At 62.8% G+C, this 19,550-nt stretch carries 21 protein-coding genes and 2 tRNA genes; 13 read left to right on the forward strand and 10 right to left on the reverse strand.

The genetic code is table 11. The features are described 5' to 3' along the window. Positions 1–49 precede the first annotated feature (49 nt). On the reverse strand, positions 50–985 hold the full coding sequence (gcvA, locus tag RP6297_RS09735) for a transcriptional regulator GcvA (protein ID WP_037028484.1): 936 nt from the start codon (positions 983–985) through the stop codon (positions 50–52). Positions 986–1,133: 148 nt separating this feature from the next. Here gcvA and RP6297_RS09740 point away from each other — a divergent pair, with 148 nt between their 5' ends. Next, positions 1,134–1,967, forward strand: a complete 834-nt coding sequence (locus RP6297_RS09740) for a DMT family transporter (protein ID WP_037028481.1) — start codon at positions 1,134–1,136, stop codon at positions 1,965–1,967. A 9-nt stretch (positions 1,968–1,976) separates the two neighbouring features. Here the strand turns inward: RP6297_RS09740 and greB are convergent, their stop codons facing one another. After that, positions 1,977–2,540, reverse strand: a complete 564-nt coding sequence (greB, locus tag RP6297_RS09745; protein ID WP_037028480.1) for a transcription elongation factor GreB — start codon at positions 2,538–2,540, stop codon at positions 1,977–1,979. 115 nt (positions 2,541–2,655) lie between these two features. Here greB and RP6297_RS09750 point away from each other — a divergent pair. Continuing rightward, positions 2,656–2,732, forward strand: a tRNA-Arg gene (locus RP6297_RS09750). Positions 2,733–2,904: 172 nt separating this feature from the next. Here RP6297_RS09750 and RP6297_RS09755 read toward each other — a convergent pair. Next, positions 2,905–5,325: a RelA/SpoT family protein gene (locus tag RP6297_RS09755; protein ID WP_037028479.1), complete on the reverse strand. Its 2,421-nt coding sequence runs from the start codon at positions 5,323–5,325 to the stop codon at positions 2,905–2,907. 37 nt (positions 5,326–5,362) lie between these two features. Here RP6297_RS09755 and RP6297_RS09760 point away from each other — a divergent pair, with 37 nt between their 5' ends. Next, a complete protein-coding gene (locus RP6297_RS09760; RefSeq protein ID WP_223293226.1) occupies positions 5,363–5,542 on the forward strand; it encodes a hypothetical protein in 180 nt (59 codons plus the stop codon). 47 nt (positions 5,543–5,589) lie between these two features. Here RP6297_RS09760 and rpoZ read toward each other — a convergent pair whose 3' ends face one another. The 3 genes from rpoZ to RP6297_RS09775 all read right to left on the reverse strand — a co-directional run bounded on the left by rpoZ (position 5,590) and on the right by RP6297_RS09775 (position 7,553). Further along, positions 5,590–5,793: a DNA-directed RNA polymerase subunit omega gene (gene rpoZ / locus RP6297_RS09765; RefSeq protein WP_004630929.1), complete on the reverse strand. Its 204-nt coding sequence runs from the start codon at positions 5,791–5,793 to the stop codon at positions 5,590–5,592. A gap of 136 nt (positions 5,794–5,929) precedes the next feature. After that, on the reverse strand, positions 5,930–6,595 hold the full coding sequence (gene gmk, locus RP6297_RS09770) for a guanylate kinase (protein WP_012762358.1): 666 nt from the start codon (positions 6,593–6,595) through the stop codon (positions 5,930–5,932). Positions 6,596–6,617: 22 nt separating this feature from the next. Beyond that, positions 6,618–7,553 carry a YicC/YloC family endoribonuclease gene (locus RP6297_RS09775; protein ID WP_037028476.1) on the reverse strand — a complete coding sequence of 312 codons (936 nt, stop codon included), beginning with the start codon at positions 7,551–7,553 and terminating at the stop codon, positions 6,618–6,620. A gap of 150 nt (positions 7,554–7,703) precedes the next feature. Here RP6297_RS09775 and RP6297_RS09780 point away from each other — a divergent pair, with 150 nt between their 5' ends. From RP6297_RS09780 to RP6297_RS09805, 6 genes are all read left to right on the forward strand, one after another. Next, on the forward strand, positions 7,704–8,729 hold the full coding sequence (locus RP6297_RS09780) for a serine/threonine-protein kinase (protein WP_012762360.1): 1,026 nt from the start codon (positions 7,704–7,706) through the stop codon (positions 8,727–8,729). Positions 8,730–8,834: 105 nt separating this feature from the next. Continuing rightward, positions 8,835–9,749 carry a PP2C family protein-serine/threonine phosphatase gene (locus RP6297_RS09785; RefSeq protein ID WP_012762361.1) on the forward strand — a complete coding sequence of 305 codons (915 nt, stop codon included), beginning with the start codon at positions 8,835–8,837 and terminating at the stop codon, positions 9,747–9,749. 94 nt (positions 9,750–9,843) lie between these two features. Next, a complete protein-coding gene (gene rph / locus RP6297_RS09790; RefSeq protein ID WP_037028474.1) occupies positions 9,844–10,560 on the forward strand; it encodes a ribonuclease PH in 717 nt (238 codons plus the stop codon). Positions 10,561–10,571: 11 nt separating this feature from the next. Beyond that, complete coding sequence (gene rdgB / locus RP6297_RS09795; RefSeq protein ID WP_037028473.1) at positions 10,572–11,177, forward strand: RdgB/HAM1 family non-canonical purine NTP pyrophosphatase; 606 nt, start codon at positions 10,572–10,574, stop codon at positions 11,175–11,177. Between the two features lie 7 nt (positions 11,178–11,184). Next, complete coding sequence (gene hemW, locus RP6297_RS09800) at positions 11,185–12,453, forward strand: radical SAM family heme chaperone HemW (RefSeq protein ID WP_037028472.1); 1,269 nt, start codon at positions 11,185–11,187, stop codon at positions 12,451–12,453. 74 nt (positions 12,454–12,527) lie between these two features. Next, positions 12,528–12,617 (forward strand) — tRNA-Ser (locus tag RP6297_RS09805). Between the two features lie 59 nt (positions 12,618–12,676). Here RP6297_RS09805 and RP6297_RS09810 read toward each other — a convergent pair. After that, positions 12,677–13,204, reverse strand: a complete 528-nt coding sequence (locus tag RP6297_RS09810) for a hypothetical protein (RefSeq protein ID WP_223293227.1) — start codon at positions 13,202–13,204, stop codon at positions 12,677–12,679. A gap of 475 nt (positions 13,205–13,679) precedes the next feature. Here RP6297_RS09810 and RP6297_RS09815 point away from each other — a divergent pair, with 475 nt between their 5' ends. The 4 genes from RP6297_RS09815 (at position 13,680) to RP6297_RS09830 (ending at position 16,672) form a co-directional block, all read left to right on the forward strand. Continuing rightward, the gene (locus RP6297_RS09815; RefSeq protein WP_223293228.1) at positions 13,680–14,363 is read left to right on the forward strand and encodes a PAS domain S-box protein; all 684 of its coding nucleotides are present in this window, start codon (positions 13,680–13,682) and stop codon (positions 14,361–14,363) included. Between the two features lie 309 nt (positions 14,364–14,672). After that, positions 14,673–15,080: a hypothetical protein gene (locus RP6297_RS09820; protein WP_080725231.1), complete on the forward strand. Its 408-nt coding sequence runs from the start codon at positions 14,673–14,675 to the stop codon at positions 15,078–15,080. A 35-nt stretch (positions 15,081–15,115) separates the two neighbouring features. After that, positions 15,116–15,748 carry a DUF2968 domain-containing protein gene (locus tag RP6297_RS09825; RefSeq protein ID WP_037028469.1) on the forward strand — a complete coding sequence of 211 codons (633 nt, stop codon included), beginning with the start codon at positions 15,116–15,118 and terminating at the stop codon, positions 15,746–15,748. Positions 15,749–15,943: 195 nt separating this feature from the next. Continuing rightward, on the forward strand, positions 15,944–16,672 hold the full coding sequence (locus RP6297_RS09830; RefSeq protein ID WP_223293229.1) for a ribonuclease E: 729 nt from the start codon (positions 15,944–15,946) through the stop codon (positions 16,670–16,672). A gap of 25 nt (positions 16,673–16,697) precedes the next feature. Here RP6297_RS09830 and pcp read toward each other — a convergent pair whose 3' ends face one another. The 3 genes from pcp to RP6297_RS09845 all read right to left on the reverse strand — a co-directional run bounded on the left by pcp (position 16,698) and on the right by RP6297_RS09845 (position 19,547). Further along, on the reverse strand, positions 16,698–17,345 hold the full coding sequence (pcp, locus tag RP6297_RS09835; protein ID WP_037028468.1) for a pyroglutamyl-peptidase I: 648 nt from the start codon (positions 17,343–17,345) through the stop codon (positions 16,698–16,700). Positions 17,346–17,423: 78 nt separating this feature from the next. Continuing rightward, positions 17,424–18,449, reverse strand: coding sequence for a TRAP transporter substrate-binding protein (locus RP6297_RS09840; RefSeq protein WP_037028465.1), 1,026 nt, complete (start codon positions 18,447–18,449; stop codon positions 17,424–17,426). 141 nt (positions 18,450–18,590) lie between these two features. Then, positions 18,591–19,547, reverse strand: coding sequence for a DUF979 domain-containing protein (locus tag RP6297_RS09845; protein ID WP_012762372.1), 957 nt, complete (start codon positions 19,545–19,547; stop codon positions 18,591–18,593). Positions 19,548–19,550: the final 3 nt, after the last annotated feature.

The raw sequence follows: 19,550 nt of genomic DNA on the forward strand, positions 1-19,550 counted from the left end.
CGAGCTTAAGTGCATCGTAGCATCGCGTTTCGCCCCCGCCTCTAGGGTGTTACGTGGCGTTACCACCGTTACCTGGGATCAGAGATGTGTTCACGTTTGCGTGACGTTGTGGCCGGTCCTCGCCGAGCCACGCGCAAAAAGCCTGCACCACTTCGTCACCGAGATTGCGCGCAGGGCTGTACCAGTAGTAGCTGCGCGCGCCCAGCGCGAGATTGGGGAACGGTGCCACAAGACGCCCCTCCTCGAGATCATCCGTGATGAGCGCCGATGGCCCCATCGCGACACCCAACCCATCGATGGCGGCTTGAATGGACAGATAGAAATGCTCGAACGTGAGCGCATGCGCAGGCCGCAGGTTTGGTACGCCGGCCAGCACCAGCCAGCTTGGCCACACGGAGGGCAACGTGTCCGAATGCAGCAGCGTGTGATGCCGCAACTCCGACGGCGTCGACAACGGCAAGCGCTCCAGCAACACAGGGCTGCACACCGGAAAGCGGCTCTCGTCCAGAAAGCGCCCCGATTGAAACCCCGCATGAATCTCCGGCCCGCCACGAATGATCACGTCGAAATGATCGGGCAAGTCCTCGATCTCTTCGATGGAGGTGGTCAACCGCACCTCCACGCGCGGAAAGCGCATCTGGAACGTGGAGAGCCGCGGAATCAGCCAGCGCATGGTGAACGTCGGGATGCTGTTCACGCGGAGGATGCGCACCGCGTCGCGGTCGCGCAGCGCCTGGCTGGACGTGCTGATGCGGTCAAGTGCTACGCCAATCTCCGACAGGTAGCGCTTGCCCGCATCAGTCAGTTCCACCCGCCGATTCAGCCTGCGAAAGAGCGACACGCCGAGCCACGCCTCGAGTGCCTGAACCTGGCGGCTGATCGCGCCATGCGTGACGTTCAGCTCGTCGCCCGCACGCGTGAAACTCAGATGGCGCGCCGCCGATTCAAAGGCGCGCACGGCATTCAGAGGAGGCAGCTTGCGCATATCGCGTGAGTTTTTCGCACAGATCAGGTCAGTATATATCGATTGTTGATCACACTTCGTGGCGCTACGCTGGCGCCTTCTGGCTCTTGCCGACACTACATCGGGTGAGAAAAATCGACCCGATCCTCAATTCGCGCACCACGTCATCGTGACCCCCGCCGTTATCGCCCTGGTTCTCTGCGCCGCCCTGCTCCACGCTTCATGGAATGCACTGCTGAAAAGCGGCTCGGACCGCCTGCGCGCTATCACGCTGATGACACTGGCTTCCGGCGTGGCAGCACTACCGATGGCGATTGTATTGCCATTGCCCGCACCGGCCGCGTGGCCGTATGTGGCGCTGTCCGCGGTACTGCACGTCGGCTACAACGTGTTCCTCGCGCGCGCGTATCGGTTTGGCGAGTTCGGCCAGGTGTACCCGATTGCGCGCGGCTCATCACCGCTGCTCGTAACGGTGGGCGCCGCGCTCTTCGCGGGCGAAATGCCGGGCGTGATTGCACTCACGGGCGTGGTGCTGGTGAGCGGCGGCATTCTCAGTCTGGCGCGCGGCCGGAAGGCCGATCTTGGCTCGACGCTGGCGGCACTCACCACCGGCGTATTCATCGCGTGCTACACGGTGTGCGACGGCATCGGCGCGCGCGTCGCCGGCAATGCGAATGCGTACTCGGCATGGTTGTTCATGCTCGACGGCCTGCCGATGGTGCTGCTCTATCGCGTGTGGAAAGGCCCGTTGAACATCGGCCTGCGCGACGTCAACACACTCAAGACGTTTGGCGGCGGCGTGGTCTCGCTCATCGCCTACGGCATCGTCATCTGGGCCGTGACGCTCGCGCCGATGGGGCCGGTGTCGGCCCTGCGCGAAACGTCAGTCGTGTTTGCCGCGCTGCTCGGCCGGCTGTTCCTGAAGGAGTCGCTCACGGCGCGGCGCCTGTCGGCCTGCTCTGTCATCGCCTTCGGTGCTTACTGCCTGGGACACCCGGCCTGAGCACAACGCTCAGGCGGTGCGCGGCGGATATTTGACTTCGAGGATGTCGATCTGCTCGACACCTGTGGGCGTGCGCAGCGGCACCGTATCGCCCACGCGCGCCTTGATGAGCGCACGCGCAATCGGCGAGATCCAGCTCACGTGCCCGATGTCCAGATCCACCTCGTCCATGCCGACGATGGTGATCGTCTTCTCTTCACCACGCTGGTTGGCGTAGGTAACCGTCGCGCCAAAGAAGATCTGATCGTTGTCGCCCTGCAAGCTGGCGTCCACAACCTCGGCCTTCTCGATACGGCGCGTGAGAAAGCGGATGCGTCGATCGATCTCGCGCAGGCGCTTCTTGCCGTACAGGTAGTCGCCGTTTTCCGAGCGATCGCCATTGGATGCGGCCCATGACACGATGCCGACCACTTCGGGCCGCTCTGTGTCGATCAGGTGCATCAGTTCGCTACGCAAGCGCTCGTAGCCCGCAGGCGTGATGTAGTTCTTGGAACCGGGCGGCAAGGGCGCAGCGCCCTCGGGGAGATCGTCTTCGTCATCGCCGGAATCTTCCCGGACGAAAGCCTTGTTCATGATGGAAGCCACGGTGGATCAAGGCTCCATTATAGAAAGTCGGACCCTCTCCAAGAAAAAGTGAAGGAGGGGGTTCACAAGACGGAAAATCTCTGTATAATCTCATTTCTCGGTTGCGGCTGTAGCTCAGTTGGATAGAGTACTTGGCTACGAACCAAGGGGTCGTGGGTTCGAATCCTGCCAGCCGCGCCAACCTAATACGAGAACGAACAGGGCTTCCAGAAACGGAAGCCTTTTTCTTTTGTCCGCATCGAGCGTCGCTGACGACGCCGGCAGCGTCACAGCGCTTGCACATGCTACCGCGGGCCACAAACAAAAAAGGCGAAGCCCTCTGGCCTCGCCCTTCTTCTTTTTGCGTGGAGAATCAATCTCCACCGCGATCTCGCGCAATGCGAATCACATCCGGGTTCCGTCGCAACGCGCGCATCACATCGGCCAAGTGCACGCGGTCGTGCACCTGGATCAGGAACGTCATGTACGTCGCTTCCTGATAGCCCTCCTGCTCCATCGATACGTGTGCCACGTTGGCATCGGCCGACGTCAAGTCGGCGGCGACGCGCGCCAGGATGCCCTTCGTATTGCGCACCAGCACCTTGATCGACACGTCGAACGCGCGCGTCGTGTGCTCTGCCCACATGACATCGATCCAGTGCTCCGGATCCTTGCCATGCAGGCGCTTGGCCACGCGGCATTCCTGCACGTGGATCTGCAAGCCTTCGCCCTTGCCGATATAGCCGACGATCGGGTCGCCGGGAATCGGGCGGCAGCAGGGCGAGAACACCATCGCCATGCCTTCGTCGCCACTCACGGTGACGGCAGGCGCCTCGTCCCCCGCGAAGGTGTGTACGGCCGCCATCAACGCTTCATCGCCCTCGTGCCCGCCTTCCTGCAAGAGGATTTCCAGGCGGCGCGCGACCACCGCGGCCACGCGGCGGCCGAGTGCCAGATCCGCAAACACGTCTTCGCGCGCCTTGTTGCCCGTCCACTGCACAACGCGCTCCCACACCTGGGCGGATACGGCCTTCATGTCGATGCCGATCTGGCGCAGCGCCTGTTCGAGCAAACGCTCGCCCAGTTGAATCGCCTCGTCCAGCTTGGCCGTCTTGAGGAAATGCCGGATCGCGGCGCGCGCCTTGCCCGTCCGCACAAACGTAAGCCATGCCGGGTTCGGCTTCGAATACGGCGCCGTCACCACCTCGACGATGTCGCCGTTCTTCAGCTCCGTGCGTAGCGGCAGCAGCTCGTTGTTGATCTTGACGGCCACGCACTGGTTGCCAAGGTCACTGTGCACCGCGTAGGCGAAGTCCAGCGCCGTCGCACCGCGCGGCAGTGCTCGGATCTCGCCCTTGGGCGTGAACACGTAGACCGCATCCGGGAACAGGTCGATCTTGACGTGCTCCAGAAACTCTTGCGAATCCCCCGTCTGGCTTTGAATGTCGAGCAGCGATTGCAACCACTGATGCGCTTGTTGCTGAGCCCGATCGGGCTCGTCGTGGTGCTGCTTGTACATCCAGTGCGCAGCCACGCCGGCTTCCGCAATCTGGTTCATCTCGCGCGTGCGGATCTGGAACTCGACCGGCGTACCGAACGGGCCCACCAGCGTCGTGTGCAACGACTGATAACCGTTGATCTTGGGGATGGCGATGTAATCCTTGAACTTGCCGGGCATCGGCTTGTACAGACTGTGCAGCGCACCCATCGTCATGTAGCACTGCATCTGCGTGTCGACCACCACGCGGAATCCATACACGTCCAGCACCTGCGAAAACGACAACTGCTTGTCGTGCATCTTGCGGTAGATGCTGTACAGCGTTTTTTCGCGCCCGGTCATCTCGGCCGGAATGCCAGCGTCGGTCAGCGCACGCTGGGCCGTTTCGAGAATGCGGCTCACGACTTCGCGTCGATTGCCGCGCGCGGCCTTCACCGCTTTCTCGAGCGTGGCATACCGGAACGGCGAACCGATACGGAAACTCAGTTCCTGCAACTCCCGATACGTCGTATTCAGGCCGAGGCGGTGCGCGATCGGGGCATAAATCTCCATCGTCTCGCCGGCAATGCGGCGCCGCTTCTCCGGCGGCACGTGGTCGAGCGTGCGCATGTTGTGCGTGCGATCGGCCAACTTGACGAGAATCACGCGCACATCGCGCGCCATCGCGAGCAGCATCTTGCGGAAGCTCTCGGCTTGCGCCTGCTCGCGGCTCTGGAATTCGAGTTTGTCCAACTTGGTCAGGCCGTCGACCAGTTCTGCGACCTTGGGGCCGAACTTCTCGGCCAGTTCGCTCTTGGTCACGCCCTGGTCTTCGATCACATCGTGCAGCAGCGCTGCCATGATCGATTGCACATCCAGCTTCCAGCCCGCGCAAATCTCTGCCACGGCCACGGGATGCGTGATGTACGGCTCGCCGCTCTGGCGGTACTGCCCGAGATGCGCTTCGTCGGAAAAGTGGAAGGCTTCCTTCACCAGCTTCAGGTCGGCCGGCTTCAGATACGACAGCTTTTCGGTCAGCCCCGAAATGGAGACGACCTGCTGGCGCGGCGGTGCCGCCGGCTGCGAGGTCGGGCCGAACAAATGCCGATAGGTCTGCTCCAGCACCGCATCGATGAATAGCGTGTCGCCGCCCTCCGGCTTGGCTGCCTGCGCAGGCACGTCGGCGCTTGCAGCCTTGTGCGACTTGGGCGGCAGGGCTGCCCGCTCCCCTACCAGGTCGGCACCACGCGGATCAGGCAAGTTCGGCGCGCCCGTACGGGGCGACGCGGGGCCGGAGCCGGAAGCGGATGACGGCATGGGAACGACGGAAGCAGTGGAGGACCCGGAGGGGACCGTGGAAGTGCCCGACTCAGGACCGGACGACCTCGCGGACGATTCCACCGACGGCACGTTGTGTTCGCGCGTGGCGGAATGTTGGGTCCTGGGCGAAGAAGAAGCGGGCGAGGTAGGCATGCCGGGGTCTAGTGCGTTCGCGGCTTTCACATCCACGAAAGATCGCAAGAACGATCAGTGACCGGGGCAGCGTACCACGCCAGGTAATGCCAAGTAACGCGTGTCAGCTCAGGACGGAACCTTCTTGAGCATCTCGATACCGACCTGGCCCGATGCGATTTCACGCAATGCGGTCACGGTCGGCTTGTCCTTGGCATCGACCTTGGGCGTGTGGCCCTGCACCAACTGACGGGCGCGGTACGTTGCGGCCAATGCCAGTTCGAAGCGATTCGGAATCTGTTTCAAGCAATCTTCGACGGTAATACGCGCCATGAAAACTCCACCTTGAGGCAAATCTTGTTGATCTCGATATTTTAGCAGCAGCGCAGCACTCCCTTCCGACTGCACTTGGGCACAGGCGCTACCACACTTTCGCAACCGCGCTGAAAAGCGCGATTGCGCTGCTTGCTCAGTGAATGCCCAGTTCGACAAAGAGCTCACCGTGGCGCGCCTTCTGGGCACCGAAGCGCAGGCGCGTGGCCTGCACCACGGTGCGCAGCTCGGCCAATGCCGTGTCGAACACTTCGTTAATGATCACGTAGTCGGCCTCGGGCGCGTGCGCCATCTCGGAGCCCGCTGCGAGCAGGCGGCGCACGATCACGTTCGGCTCGTCCTGGCCGCGCTTCTTCAGACGATCCTCCAGCGCCGTGAGCGACGGCGGCAGAATGAAGATCTCTACGGCATTGGCGAAACGGCGATGCACCTGCTGCGCGCCCTGCCAGTCGATTTCGAGCAACACGTCGGTACCGGCGCGCATCTGTTCTTCGATCCACACGCGCGAAGTGGCGTAGTAGTTGCCGTGCACCTCTGCCCATTCGAGAAACTCGCCGCGATCACGGCAAGCCTTGAACTCCTCGACGGTCATGAAGTTGTACTCGCGGCCGTGCTGCTCGCCCGGACGCGGCTTGCGCGTGGTGGCCGAAACCGACAGGCGAATCGACGAATCGTGCGCCAGCAGCGCATTCACCAGCGTCGACTTACCGGCGCCCGACGGTGCGACGACCATGAACAGGCTGCCCGGAAAGTGATTCTCGATGGGCGTATCGACGGCAGAGTGCGCTTGAGAGGATGGCATGTTCTAGATCTAGCGTTTCAAGTTATTCGAGATTCTGTACCTGCTCGCGCATCTGCTCGATGAGCAGCTTGAGTTCCATCGATGCATCGGCCAGCTCCTTCGCGGCGGCCTTCGAGCCGAGCGTATTCGCCTCGCGGTTCAGCTCCTGCATCATGAAGTCCAGGCGTTTGCCGATCTGGCCGCCCTTCTCCAGGATGTGGCGCGTTTCGCGCAGATGCGCCTGGAGGCGCGAGAGCTCTTCGGCGATGTCGATGCGGATGCCGTAGACGGTGGCTTCCTGGCGGATGCGCTCCGACAGCTCGTCGCGCGTCAGTGCCGGAGTGCCGTCGGGCGCAGCCAAGCCAAAGGCCTCGCGCAGGCGTTCGGTCAGCTTGTCCTGATGCTGCTGGATCAGCTCCGGCACCATCGGCGTCAGTTTGTCGACAATAGCCAGCATCGCGTCAGCGCGGTCCAGCAACACGGCCTTCAGGGCATCACCTTCGCGACGGCGCGACTCCAGAAGTTGCTTGAGCGCCTCTTTGGCAGCCTCGATCACGGCGTCGCGCAGCGTGTCTTGTGTCAGTTGCGGCTCGGCCAGCACGCCGGGCCAGCGCAGGATTTCGCCCATGCGCAGCGAACCCGATGCCGGCAAGTAGCGCGTGACCGCCTGCTCCAGCTTCGCCAGTTGTTGCAGCAGTTCCACATTGAGCGCCGCGACATCGCTGGCGGCTTCCTGGCGTTGCAGGTTGATCCGGCATTCCAGCTTGCCGCGCGAAAGCGCGCTCATCAGCATTTCGCGCAGGGCCGGCTCGAAGGCGCGGCACTCTTCCGGAGCGCGGAAGAGCAGATCGAGGAAGCGCGAGTTGACGGTGCGGAATTCGACCGAGACGGTGGCGACGCTGCCGCTGGGGGCGCCATGGGCATCGGTAAAGGCTGCCTGGCGTGTGGCGACGCCGTAGCCGGTCATGCTGTGGATCATGGAATCGTGGTGTGTTGTTCTTGATCGAATCGGAAAATCCGGCGGCGGTATTTAACGCCCGGAATTGGCGGGGAATCCCCCACCTTTTGTCGCTTTACAACGTGTGGACTGGTCAGGGAGAATCCGACAGCCATTTCGCCACACAAACCCATGACAGAGTCAAAAGGCTCAGGACAGCCACGCAGTGCCCCGTTGCCGGTGGGCACCTTGCTGTCCAATTATCGTATTGTAAAGAAGTTGGCCAGCGGGGGGTTCAGCTTCGTCTATCTTGCGACCGACGAACATGGGACGCCGGTGGCCGTGAAGGAATATCTGCCGTCTTCGCTGGCCCGTCGCGCGCCCGGCGAATTGATTCCCGTCGTGCCTGAAGAAAGCGCGAGTGCGTTCCGCCTCGGGCTCAAATATTTCTTTGAAGAAGGCCGGTCGCTGGCCAAGATTTCCCACCCTGCCATCGTACGCGTGCTCAATTTCTTCCGGGAAAACGGCACCGTCTACATGGTGATGACGTACGAGCAGGGTAAAACGCTGCAAGAACACATCCTCACAGCGCGCCAGCAAGGCAAGCTGAAGATGCTGCGCGAGCGCTTCATCCGCCAGGTGTTCCATGACCTGATGAGCGGGCTGCGCGAGGTCCACATCCACAAGCTGCTGCATCTCGACATCAAGCCCGGCAACATTTACCTGCGCGAAGATTTCTCGCCGATCCTGCTCGACTTCGGTGCCGCACGGCAGACGCTCACGGCCGAGGCCTCGCGCTTCCAGCCGATGTACACGCCGGGCTTTGCCGCGCCGGAGCTGTACCGCAAGCACAACGAGCTGGGACCGTGGACGGACATCTACAGCATCGGCGCCACGATCTATGCCTGCATGGCCGGCACGCCGCCCCAGGAAGCCACGCAGCGCGAGAAAGACGACAAGCTGGAAGAAGGCCTGGAGCGCCTGCGCAAGGTCTATACGGCCAGCCTCATCGATCTGGTCGGCTGGTGTCTGAAGATGAAGCCCGAAGAGCGCCCCCAGAGCGTGTTCCGTCTGCAAAAGGTGCTGCGCGAAGAAAGCAACGCGCTGACCGAATTGCAGGCACTGACGGCGGTCACCCAGGGTGGGCCGGTGTCAGAGGAAAAAGAGGCGTTGACGACGCGTTTCATGAGCCGTCTGTTGCGCCGCCGGGACAGTTGAGCGCCCGATCGCCGCTGACAGGCGGAGTATGATTCCGAAATGGTGCAACACTAGGCGGGACTTGCCGCTGCACCGCCTCCCTCACCGAATATTCATCTAGCCGCAATGCGATTCTCGGTTTATCAAGAAAGCAAAAAAGGCGCGCGACGCGTCAACCAGGACCGCATGGGCTACTGCTTCACGCGTGACGCCATGCTGATGGTGCTGTGCGACGGCCTGGGCGGGCATTCCCTGGGCGAAGTTGCGGCCCAGCAGGCGCTGCAGACCATGGCGCGCCAGTTCCAGCGCCACGCGCGTCCGTCGATTCGCAATCCGCGTGATTTCCTGCACGAGAGCATCATGCTCGCGCACCGCGACATCCATCGCTATGCCGAGACGAACGGCCTGCCCGATGCGCCCCGCACGACCATCGTCTGCGCGCTGGCCCAGCGGGGCTCGCTGCACTGGGCGCACGCCGGGGATTCGCGCATGTACCTGATGCGCAAGGGCGAACTGGTGACGCGCACGCGCGATCACTCCAAGATCGAGAACCTGCTGCAGCAAGACCGTGTGCTGCCGATGCAGGTCGCGCACCACCCCGAGCGCAACAAGATCTACAACTGCCTCGGCTCGCCCAATCTGCCGTTGATCGACATCGGCGGGCCCGTCAATCTGGAGCCGGGTGACGTTGCCATGCTGTGCTCCGACGGGCTGTGGGGCAGCGTGCAGGAAGACGAACTCATCGATACCTGCACCAGCTTCTCAGTCACGCAAGCGATTCCCGAACTGATTGCCCGCGCGCTGCGCAATGCCGGTGACACCGCCGATAACACCACCGCCATCGCCATGATGTGGGAGCTGGACGCGGTGACCACCACGCAGGATTCGGTGCAGACCGATACCCTTCCCCTGAACGCGTTCACCACGTCCATCCTGGACGCGCCGCAAAGCGAATCGGGGCTGATGTCGGAAGAGGAAATCGAGCGCTCCATCGCTGAAATCCGTGCCGCCATCGACAAGACCAGCAATCTGACGCGCTAAACGCCGTTGCACCGCCCTCCTCCGGCCCGCCCTGCCAAGCGCAGCGCGGGCCGGTATCATGTCGGGCTATCCGTTTTCTTCAGCGAGACCCCACATGCGACCCAGCGGCCGCCAGCCCGACCAACTCCGCCCCGTCACCCTTACCCGCAACTTCACGCGCCACGCCGAAGGCTCGGTACTGGTGTGCTTTGGCGACACGCAAGTGCTCTGCACGGCCAGCGTGCTGCCCAAGGTGCCGCCGCACAAGAAGGGCAGCGGCGAGGGCTGGGTGACGGCCGAGTACGGCATGCTGCCGCGCTCGACGCACACGCGCTCCGACCGCGAGGCCGCACGCGGCAAGCAGACGGGCCGCACGCAGGAGATCCAGCGCCTGATCGGCCGCGCGATGCGCTCGGTGTTCGATCTGCGCGCGCTGGGCGAGCACACGCTGCATCTCGACTGCGACGTGCTGCAGGCCGACGGCGGCACACGCACCGCCAGCATTACCGGCGCATTCGTCGCGGTCTATGATGCAGTCTCTGTCATGCGCGAAAAGGGCCAGTTGGTCGGCAACCCGATCCGCGATTTCGTGGCTGCCGTGTCGGTGGGCGTGGTCGACGGCGTACCGGTGCTCGATCTGGACTACCCCGAAGACTCGGCGTGCGATACCGACATGAACGTCGTCATGACGGGCAGCGGCGGCTTTGTGGAAGTGCAAGGCACCGCAGAAGGCACGCCGTTCTCGCGCGCTGAAATGGATGCATTGCTGGGCCTGGCCGACCAAGGCATCCGCACGCTGATCGGCCTGCAGAAGCAGGCGCTGGGCCTCTGAGCGACACGGCCATGCGCAAGATCGTTCTCGCATCGAACAACGCCGGGAAGCTGACCGAATTCAACGCGCTGCTGGGCACGCTCGGGTTTGACGTGACGCCGCAAGGCGCGCTCGGCATTCCCGAGGCGGAGGAGCCCTATGCGACCTTCGTTGAAAACGCGCTCACCAAGGCACGCCATGCGAGCCGCGCGTCCGGCCTGCCCGCACTGGCAGACGACTCCGGCATCTGCGTGCATGCCCTGGGCGGCGCGCCGGGCGTGTATTCCGCGCGCTATGCGCAACTGGCGGGCGAGCCCAAATCGGATGCTGCCAACAACGCCCGCCTCGTCCGCGAACTGGCCGGCAAAGCCGATCGCGGAGCACACTATGTTTGCGTGCTCGTCTACGTGCGCCATGCGGATGACCCACAGCCGATCATTGCCGAAGGCAACTGGTTTGGCGAGGTGATCGACACACCGCGCGGCGACGGCGGCTTCGGCTACGACCCACACTTCCTGCTACCTGATCTCGGTAAGACCGCCGCCGAGCTGACCAAGGCCGAGAAAAACAGCGTGAGCCATCGTGCACAAGCCCTCGCGCAGCTCGTCGAACGGCTGCGCACCTTTGAAAACGCCTGACGTTCCGATGATTCCGATTCACCCTGCCGGCGCAGCCAAGCCGCCTTCCGCGACCGCCGCTGAAACCGGTGACAAGGTCACCTCCGTCTTCCTGCAGCCGGGCAAGATCAGCCTGCCCGCTTCGCCGCCGCTGTCCTTGTATGTGCACGTGCCGTGGTGTGTGCGCAAGTGTCCGTACTGCGATTTCAACTCGCATGCGGAGCCGGAACAGGGCATCCCGGAAGAGCGCTTTCTCGCTGCCGTGCGGCAAGACCTGGAAGCCGCGCTGCCGATGGTGTGGGGCCGGCATGTGCACACGATCTTCATCGGGGGCGGCACGCCGAGCTTATTGTCAGCGCAAGGGCTGGATCGCCTGCTCTCGGACATCCGCATGCTGCTGCCCGTTGATGCCGACGCCGAGATCACGATGGAAGCCAATCCCGGCACCTTCGAGGCCGAACGCTTCCGCAGCTATCGCGCCAGCGGTGTGAACCGCCTGTCGATCGGCATCCAGAGTTTCAACGACGCCCACCTGCAGGCGCTGGGCCGCATCCACAGCGCCGCCGAAGCGCGCGCCGCCATCGACATCGCCCGCGCCCATTTCGACAACATCAACCTCGACCTGATGTTTGCCCTGCCGGGCCAGACGCTTGCCGAGTGCGAGGCCGACGTGGAGGCCGCGTTGTCGTTCGATACGAACCACGTGTCGCTGTACCACCTGACGCTGGAGCCGAACACGTACTTCGCCAAGTACCCGCCCGCGCTGCCGGATGACGACGCGGCGTTTGCAATGCAGGACTGGATTCACGCGCGGTTGGCGGCGGCAGGCTACGAGCACTACGAGGTGTCGGCATACGCCAAGGCCGGCAAGCGCTGCAAGCACAATCTGAACTACTGGCAATTCGGCGATTACCTCGGCATCGGCCCGGGCGCGCACGGCAAGCTCAGCTTTCCGCACCGGGTCATCCGCGAGATGCGGCACAAGCATCCGGACACGTATCTGCGTCAGGCCGAGACTGCCGGCGGTGCGGCCGTCATGCAGGAGCAGCGCGAAGTCGACGCCGCCGACCTGCCATTCGAATTCATGCTCAATGCGCTGCGACTGACGGACGGTTTTCCCGTCACGCTGTTCCAGGAACGCACGGGCCTGCCGCTGCGCTCCATTGAGCGACAACTCGACGCCGCCGAGCAGCGCGGCCTGCTGACGCGCGACCATGTCGCCATCCGCCCGACCGAACTGGGACAGCGATTCCTCAACGATTTGCAGGAATTGTTCTTGGCCGACGACGAAAACTGACGGTACCCGGTGCCAAGTTGCGCCAGGTACCGTTACAATGGCGCCCTTGCTCGCAACGAGCAGCGCAGTACGAAGGAAGCGTGGCCGAGTGGTTTAAGGCAGCAGTCTTGAAAACTGCCGATGGGGTGACCCATCCGTGAGTTCGAATCTCACCGCTTCCGCCAGCCCTTGGTTCCAAGGCGCTCCAGATTTCCCCCCTACTCTTCCAGCCCGCGCCGCTTTGTCAGTGCCGCGCCGCGGGCCACAGCACATCGGCGTCTTCTCCGAGCGCCTTTGCAATGGCGAGACGAACGCGCTTCGCTCCATTGCCGGCGATGGAAGACGACAGCAATTGCGGCGTGACGTCGTCCAAACCCAGTTTTTCTGAAAGCTCACGCAAGGTCGCCCTCCCGAAGCGCTCTTCAAGGAGGCGTTTAACGGGTGGGACAGCGCGGGAGACTTCACGAGGATCCGACGGCGGTGCTCCTACCGGACCTCTCTTCTTGCGCTCTTTCGGCTTGATCGGGAGATCTACCGATTGAGGGAGAGGATTCTCGGCCATGGAGCGGCCCAGATTTGCTAACGCTTCGGCTACGTTCCGCCCGGTGCTGGAGCACATCGCGTCCGGCGCTACCAACACCGCGAAATAATTGCCGCGATCTTGGTACAACCTGACCTTGCAAATCAAATTCATATGATTCGAGCGGTAAATCAAAATAGTTCTATTTTTTATTATTTTATGGAATGAAATACCCTGGCAACGCTCTGACATGCCCCGTTGCCAAAGGAGGGACGCGAGCACCCCCTCAAGCCCCGAAATGGGCTTGAGGCAGGTCGAGCGCGTAAAGACATTCCCCGTTCTTCTAAGTCGGTCTGACTCGTTATTATGCGGTTTTCACCAATCATCTGATTGGTGATCACCCGTGCATCAACGCCAAGCAATATCGCCGGAATGCCAACTCGAAAAAACGGGGTGAATCCGCTCACCCCATTCCTCGGAAGCTGACCTGGCCTGACTAGGCCAAGCGACCTGCTGTTTCCCCGTTGCCCACCCTGCGTCGGCTCCATGGAACCGCGCGGGCGCTGAACTTTTTTATTAGGCGTGATGCGAATACCAAATATTGTCGATAACCATAGCAGACGCTATTCTGACTGGCACCCTGCTAAATAGAGGGCAAGCACCTGCCGCCAGATGCCGTCCATGCGGGCCGGAGCGTGGGAAATGGGGCCGAGGGGCGGTAATCACAATGTTGGTGCAGCCGCGTGTCGGTGATGAACGTGGCACACGGCTGGTAAAGCACATCGGCGCCTGGCTATCGGTTCTTTGTATTGCAACCACCCGCGGCAGGGAAATCCTCAAGGATGTAAGCGCGATTGCTTTAGCCAATAGTCTTCCAGACGGCGTCTTCCTGGTCGACGAGCGTGGGCGGATTCGTCACGCCAATGCAGCGTGGGAAGACATTCTGGGTTATCGGGCATCCGATCTGCTGGGGCAGACCATGCTCGAACTCGTGGCGCCGGACGACCGCGACAGAACGCAAAAGCAAGCGGGTCGCGTGCAGGCTGGCATTAAATGCACCGGATTTGAGAATCGCTATCGGCACCAGTCGGGCACCGATGTCCATTTGTCATGGTCGGCACAGTGGAACGTGGAGCATCGACTGCGCATTGGCGTGGCGCGCAATGTCACCGCATTGAGGACGCTGGCGGAGCCCAGCCCACTGGCGCAACTGCAGGCGCGTCTGGCACCTCACGAATCCAGGGTATTGCAGTTGCTGTTGACTGAAGCCGCAGAAAAGCAGATTGCGGAACAGCTCGGTCTGGCCACGTCGACCACGCACTCTTACATTACGAGCGTCTATCGCAAGTTCGGCGTGCGTGGGCGCGCGGGGCTGATGAGCCTGTGGCTTAAAGAGATGCAAAGCCGCTGATACCCGCTCGTATCACGGCATCGTCGCATCACCATCTGGCACAAATCGCGCGTGCCCCCTGGGCTATACTGCCGCCCGTCACGCACACAACGTGACCTCGGATTGGCGTCCGGGAATGACAAAGGCGGGCAACCGCCGACCGGCGGTTTTTTTTCGCCCGCATCAAGTGCCCTAATGGTCGGGCCTTGGTGGGGGAGCGCTTGCGCTCGCCGGTTTCCTTTGTCACCGGTACGCCAACCTTGCCATGTGCCCGGCCACCCCGATTGGCGTCGGGCACCGGGTTAGTCAACCCGACAAAGGAGGTGCACTGTGCGTCAAGCACCCGCTCGCCCCGAGCAATCGCAGTCCCCTTCCCAACAAGCCAGTCGCAAGCTCGAGCGCGAGATTGAATCGCTTCAGCAGCAACGCGCCGACCTCGTGCGAGCGTTGGCAGCGGCCGAAGCATCCGTAAGAACATTTCCCATCGGCTCATTGCAACAAGCCAACGCACGGGCCCGCGTCACGCGTTTGCAGAGAGAGTTGCGGCGCTTGAAAGCCGCCCTTGGCACGTCAAAGCGGCACCAGGACGTGGGCGACTTCCTGATCGAGATGTTCCGCGAGCGCGTGTCTTTCAGCGAATGGCAGTGCATCGTGGCCGAGGCGCGACGCCGCCATGATTCAAAGGCGACGGAAGGTCAAATCGGTACGCTGCCTGCGGGGCCGGGCGCACAAAGCTGATATAGTCGCGTCGGCTCCGATTTCTGAACCTTGCGATGTCTCTCGTACTCCGCCGAACCGCTCTCTCGTTCGTCGCCGCAGCCTCGGTTGCAGGCGCTGGCCTGGTCCACGCGCAAGCAAGCGCACCACAAGCACCGGCAGTAACCACGGCTGCGTCGGGCGGCACCGTCGCTGAACTGCAGCAGTTGCTGGCGCAGAAGCGTCTGACCGAACTGCGCACGACCTACAACGGCGACTACGGCACGAGCCTGCTGCTCGTCAACGAAGACACCACGGCCTACGTTGCCCTGTCGTATCGCAAAGAATTGTGGCGTGTGTACAAGTTTGCGTCGGTCGCTCCGGCCGAAGGCGCATACGAAACGCTGGCCAGCCAGACCCGGACGTGGGCCGAAGATGATCTGCGCCGCGCCGTCACGGCGGGCCAGAAGGCGCAACTGGAGCGCGAAGCCCAGGCAGCTCAGCAGCGCGCCGCATCCCTAAGCCAGGAAGTGCGCATCATGCAGGCGCAGCGTCAGAAGATGCTGACCGAACAGCAGACCATGCGTCAGGAGACGAAGGCGCTGGATATCGAGCGCCGCGCGTACCAGACCCAGGTCGAATCGCTGCAGCAGCAGATCCGCTTGCTGGAAAAACAGCTCAACGATCCGCACTGGTCGCCAGCACCTTAAACGTCTCGTCAAGGGCTTTGACATTCACCTTCCTGGCTTGGCCCAACTGCGGCAGGCCAGCGACCTCTCCGCCTTCGATGCAACGCGCATCGACTTAGGAGCAATCTGATCGACCACCGTCCAACTGCCACTTAGCATGGCGCCTGCTTGCGCAGCCGGCTTGGATGCGCGCTGCGGCCATCAGCGGAGACGGACTTGGAATCGCCCAACTTCATCATCGACGGACACCTGCGCCTACCGGGCTTGGTGCGTATGCCGCCGCCCTTCGGGCCAGCACTCGACAGCGCGCAGCCCGGCGCCGCGACACAGGTCAGCGCATCGATCGATCCAGCAACCCACTCGTGCGGTAACACCGGTACAGCCCGCCATAGGCAGTGGCCTCAACGCATGACCGCGCTGTCGATTGGCGTGGCATGCACGCTGGCGGCCGCGCTGCTTGGCTGGCAGACCGGGCAGCATCGCCAGCCGGCCGCAGAGCTTGATCAAACCACCGTGGCCGCCCTCGCCCCGCAGACCGCACCGCCGGTGCCGCTTGAACATGCTCCTGCATCGCCGGTGACGCCCGAGGAAATCGACGAAGCCCCGGAATCCGAAGCCGTTACCACAGCCGCAGCCGACGTTGTCGAGGCGCCCGACATGTCGTTCGACGAAACGGAAGTGGCCGCGCCGGTCATCGCTGCTGCACCGCCGGCCGTGACGCAATTGCCGGCGAAACCGATGCGACCGCGCGCACTGCGGCAGGCCGTTGCGCCCAAGCCGACGCATCCCAAGCTGCAGCACACGCCCGTATTGCACGACGAAGCGCCAGCTACCATCGAAGTTGAGTGGGCAACGGCCGAGACGGCGCCGATCACATCAGCCTATGCGCCGCCGGGCACGCCGGTGCGCATCGAACTGCAACGGCATACGCGCTTCACGGACTGACCAGAGCGCGTGCCGCCACGCCGGCTTAGTGCAACTGGCCGCCGGTTTCGCGTACGTCGTGCAGCGTGCGCAGCGTTGTCTCGATGGCGATGCGCAGGCCGGTGACGATGGTGTCGTGCGCCATGCTCGGTTGCCCCGGATGCTTGGCTGCCTGCGACGGAAGATATGGGATGTGGATGAAGCCGCCCCGCGTGGGCAGCTTCTGCCGGGCGATGGCATGCATCAGCCCATAGAAGACGTGGTTGCAGACAAAGGTGCCCGCTGTCTGCGAGACGGAGGCGGGAACACCGCCCGCACGAAGTTCGCGCACGATCGTCTTGATCGGTAGCGTTGAGAAATACGCGGCCGGCCCATCACTCGCGATGGCGATATCGATTGGTTGCTTGCCGGCGTTGTCGGCAATGCGGGCGTCGTCAACATTGATGGCGACGCGCTCGATGGCCATCTCGGCACGGCCACCGGCCTGCCCGACGGCGATCACCACATCCGGCTGCAAGGTCTGCAGCAACTTGCCGAGCACTTTGTTGGATTCACCAAAGACAGTCGGCAACTGGCGCGCGACGATGTCGGCACCGGCGATTCCCTGGCCATCGAGGGTGCGCACGGCTTCCCACGACGGATTGATGGGTTCGTTCTCGAACGGGTCGAAACCGGTGACGAGGACGGTAGGCATGATGTTCTCCTGCGTGCTGCGTAAGACAAAAACGATGATAAACGTCTGTCGAACATCATGCCCAAGCGCGTTGCGGCGTCAGTTTGCCTTGCTGCGCTTGTTCTCGAAGTTCAACAGGATGTCGACTTCTTCCGTGCCCGCGGTATGCAGCCATTCGCGCGTCAGACGTTCGCCCAGGCGGCGCATGTCGCCCTGCAGGGTCACGTCGGGATTGAGCACGCGCACGCCGGTCTTGGCGAGTTCGGCTTCGTCGCGCTCGTAGGTCTGGCGGCTGGAATCCCAACCGCGCGCCTCGTAATCCTTGGCGAGTTTGAGCACGGTCTGCTGTGTCGCGGGCGGCAGCTTGGCGAAGCGCGCCTCATTCACGAACACGGCGTTCTTCGGGATCCACGCGTTGACCTTGTAGTAATAGGTCATGCGCTGGCCAGCCTTCGTCTCCAGACCAGTGGACGGCGAGGTGACCATCGTGTCGATCCGGCCGCCGGCAATCGCGGCAGTCAGATCAGCGGCTTCCACCTGCACGGCCTGCGCGCCGTACAGCTCGGCAATGCGTTTTTGCGCCGCGTTATAGGTGCGCAAACGATGTCCTTTGAGGTCGGACAAACGAGCGATTGGTGTTTCGGAATACAGGTTCTGCGGCGGCCAGGGCACGGCGTACAGCAGGCGCAAACCATTGGCCTTCATCAACGCTTCGATGTGGCTGCGCGAGGCATCCCACAGCAGGCGCGCATCGTTGTAGCCCGACACCACGAAGGGAATCGAATCCACGCCGAAAAGCGGATCGCGCTGAGCCAGCGTCGAGAGCATCACTTCGCCCGCTTCCGCCTTGCCGTCCTTGACGCCGTCAAAGATGGCGGCCGGCTTGAGCAGCGTGCCGTTCGGATAGACCTCGAGCTTGAGCCCGCCATTGGTGGCGCTGCTGACAGCGCTGGCAAAGGCCTGCAGGTTTTGCGTATGGAAATTGACGGCCGGATACGGCGTGGCCACTCGGAGCGTTTCCGCGCTGGCTTGCGCGGCGGAAATCAACGACAGCGCGCTGGCTGCGAGAACACAAAAAAAGCGGCGTCCTGACATGGAACGGCCGCTCGTCATCTGGCTGCTCATGAATCCCCCCGGAGAAAGAGCACGATGCGAGGTCGACACGACTGCATGCCCTTGTCTCCCGGGCAGCGATCGCGCTGGGTGGCGTCCGCCGGCTGAGAACTGCCGGCGTGGCGCACACCGCACGCGACGCATTAAACACGATTAGTGGAGCATCAGGAAGTACAAGAGCACGATATTGGCTGCAAGCAACAGTAGCGCGGTCGGGACTTGTGCTTTGATCACAGCGTTCTTATCGGACAACTCCAGCAGCGCAGCCGGCACGATATTGAAGTTCGCCGCCATCGGCGTCATGAGCGTTCCGCAGTAGCCGGAGAACATGCCGATCGCCGCCATCACCGCCGGGTTGGCATGGAACACGCCCACCAGAATTGGCACGCCCACGCCGCCCGTCATGACCGGGAAGGCTGCAAAGCCGTTACCCATGATGACGGTGAACAATGCCATGCCCACGCAATAGACCACCACCGCGACCAGGCGATAGTCCATGTTGATGTAGGCGGTGGTCAGGTGCGCCACGGCCTTGCCCACGCCGGCATCGGCGAAGACCAGGCCGAGCATGGCCAGCATCTGCGGCAGTACCAGCGCCCAGCCGAGCGACTCCGTCAGCCGACGCGACTCACGCATGGCCTGCACCGGCGTGTCACGCGTCAACCAGCACGCCAGCGCGAGCGAGATGATGCAGCCCAGGCCCAGCGAGACAAAGGTCTGGTTCTTCGGATCGAGCAGCAGGTCGCCACCGATCTTTACGTCTTTCAGGAACACGCTGCCGATGACGGTGACCAGCGGAATGGTCAGCGCCGGAATGAACAAGCGGTTACCCAGGCGCTTGGCGGATGCGCGGCGCTCTTCCGCCGGCAGTTCACCGTGCTTGCCCAGCGTCACGCCGCCCGTGCCGGCCAGCAGTGCCATCACCACGGCACCCACGCCCACCACGATCGGCGGGAGCTTGTCGCCAACGAGGAAGATGACGGCGAAGATCGCCCAGAACAGGCCCGTGGTCCAGCGACGGGGGTGGTTCTTGTCGGCAAAGGTCATCAGCGCGGTGATCGTCAGGATGATCCCGGCCAGCCAGTACAGATAGTTGATCGACAGAATCATGGC

It is taken from the genome of Ralstonia pickettii, from assembly GCF_016466415.2.
Lineage (GTDB): Bacteria > Pseudomonadota > Gammaproteobacteria > Burkholderiales > Burkholderiaceae > Ralstonia > Ralstonia pickettii.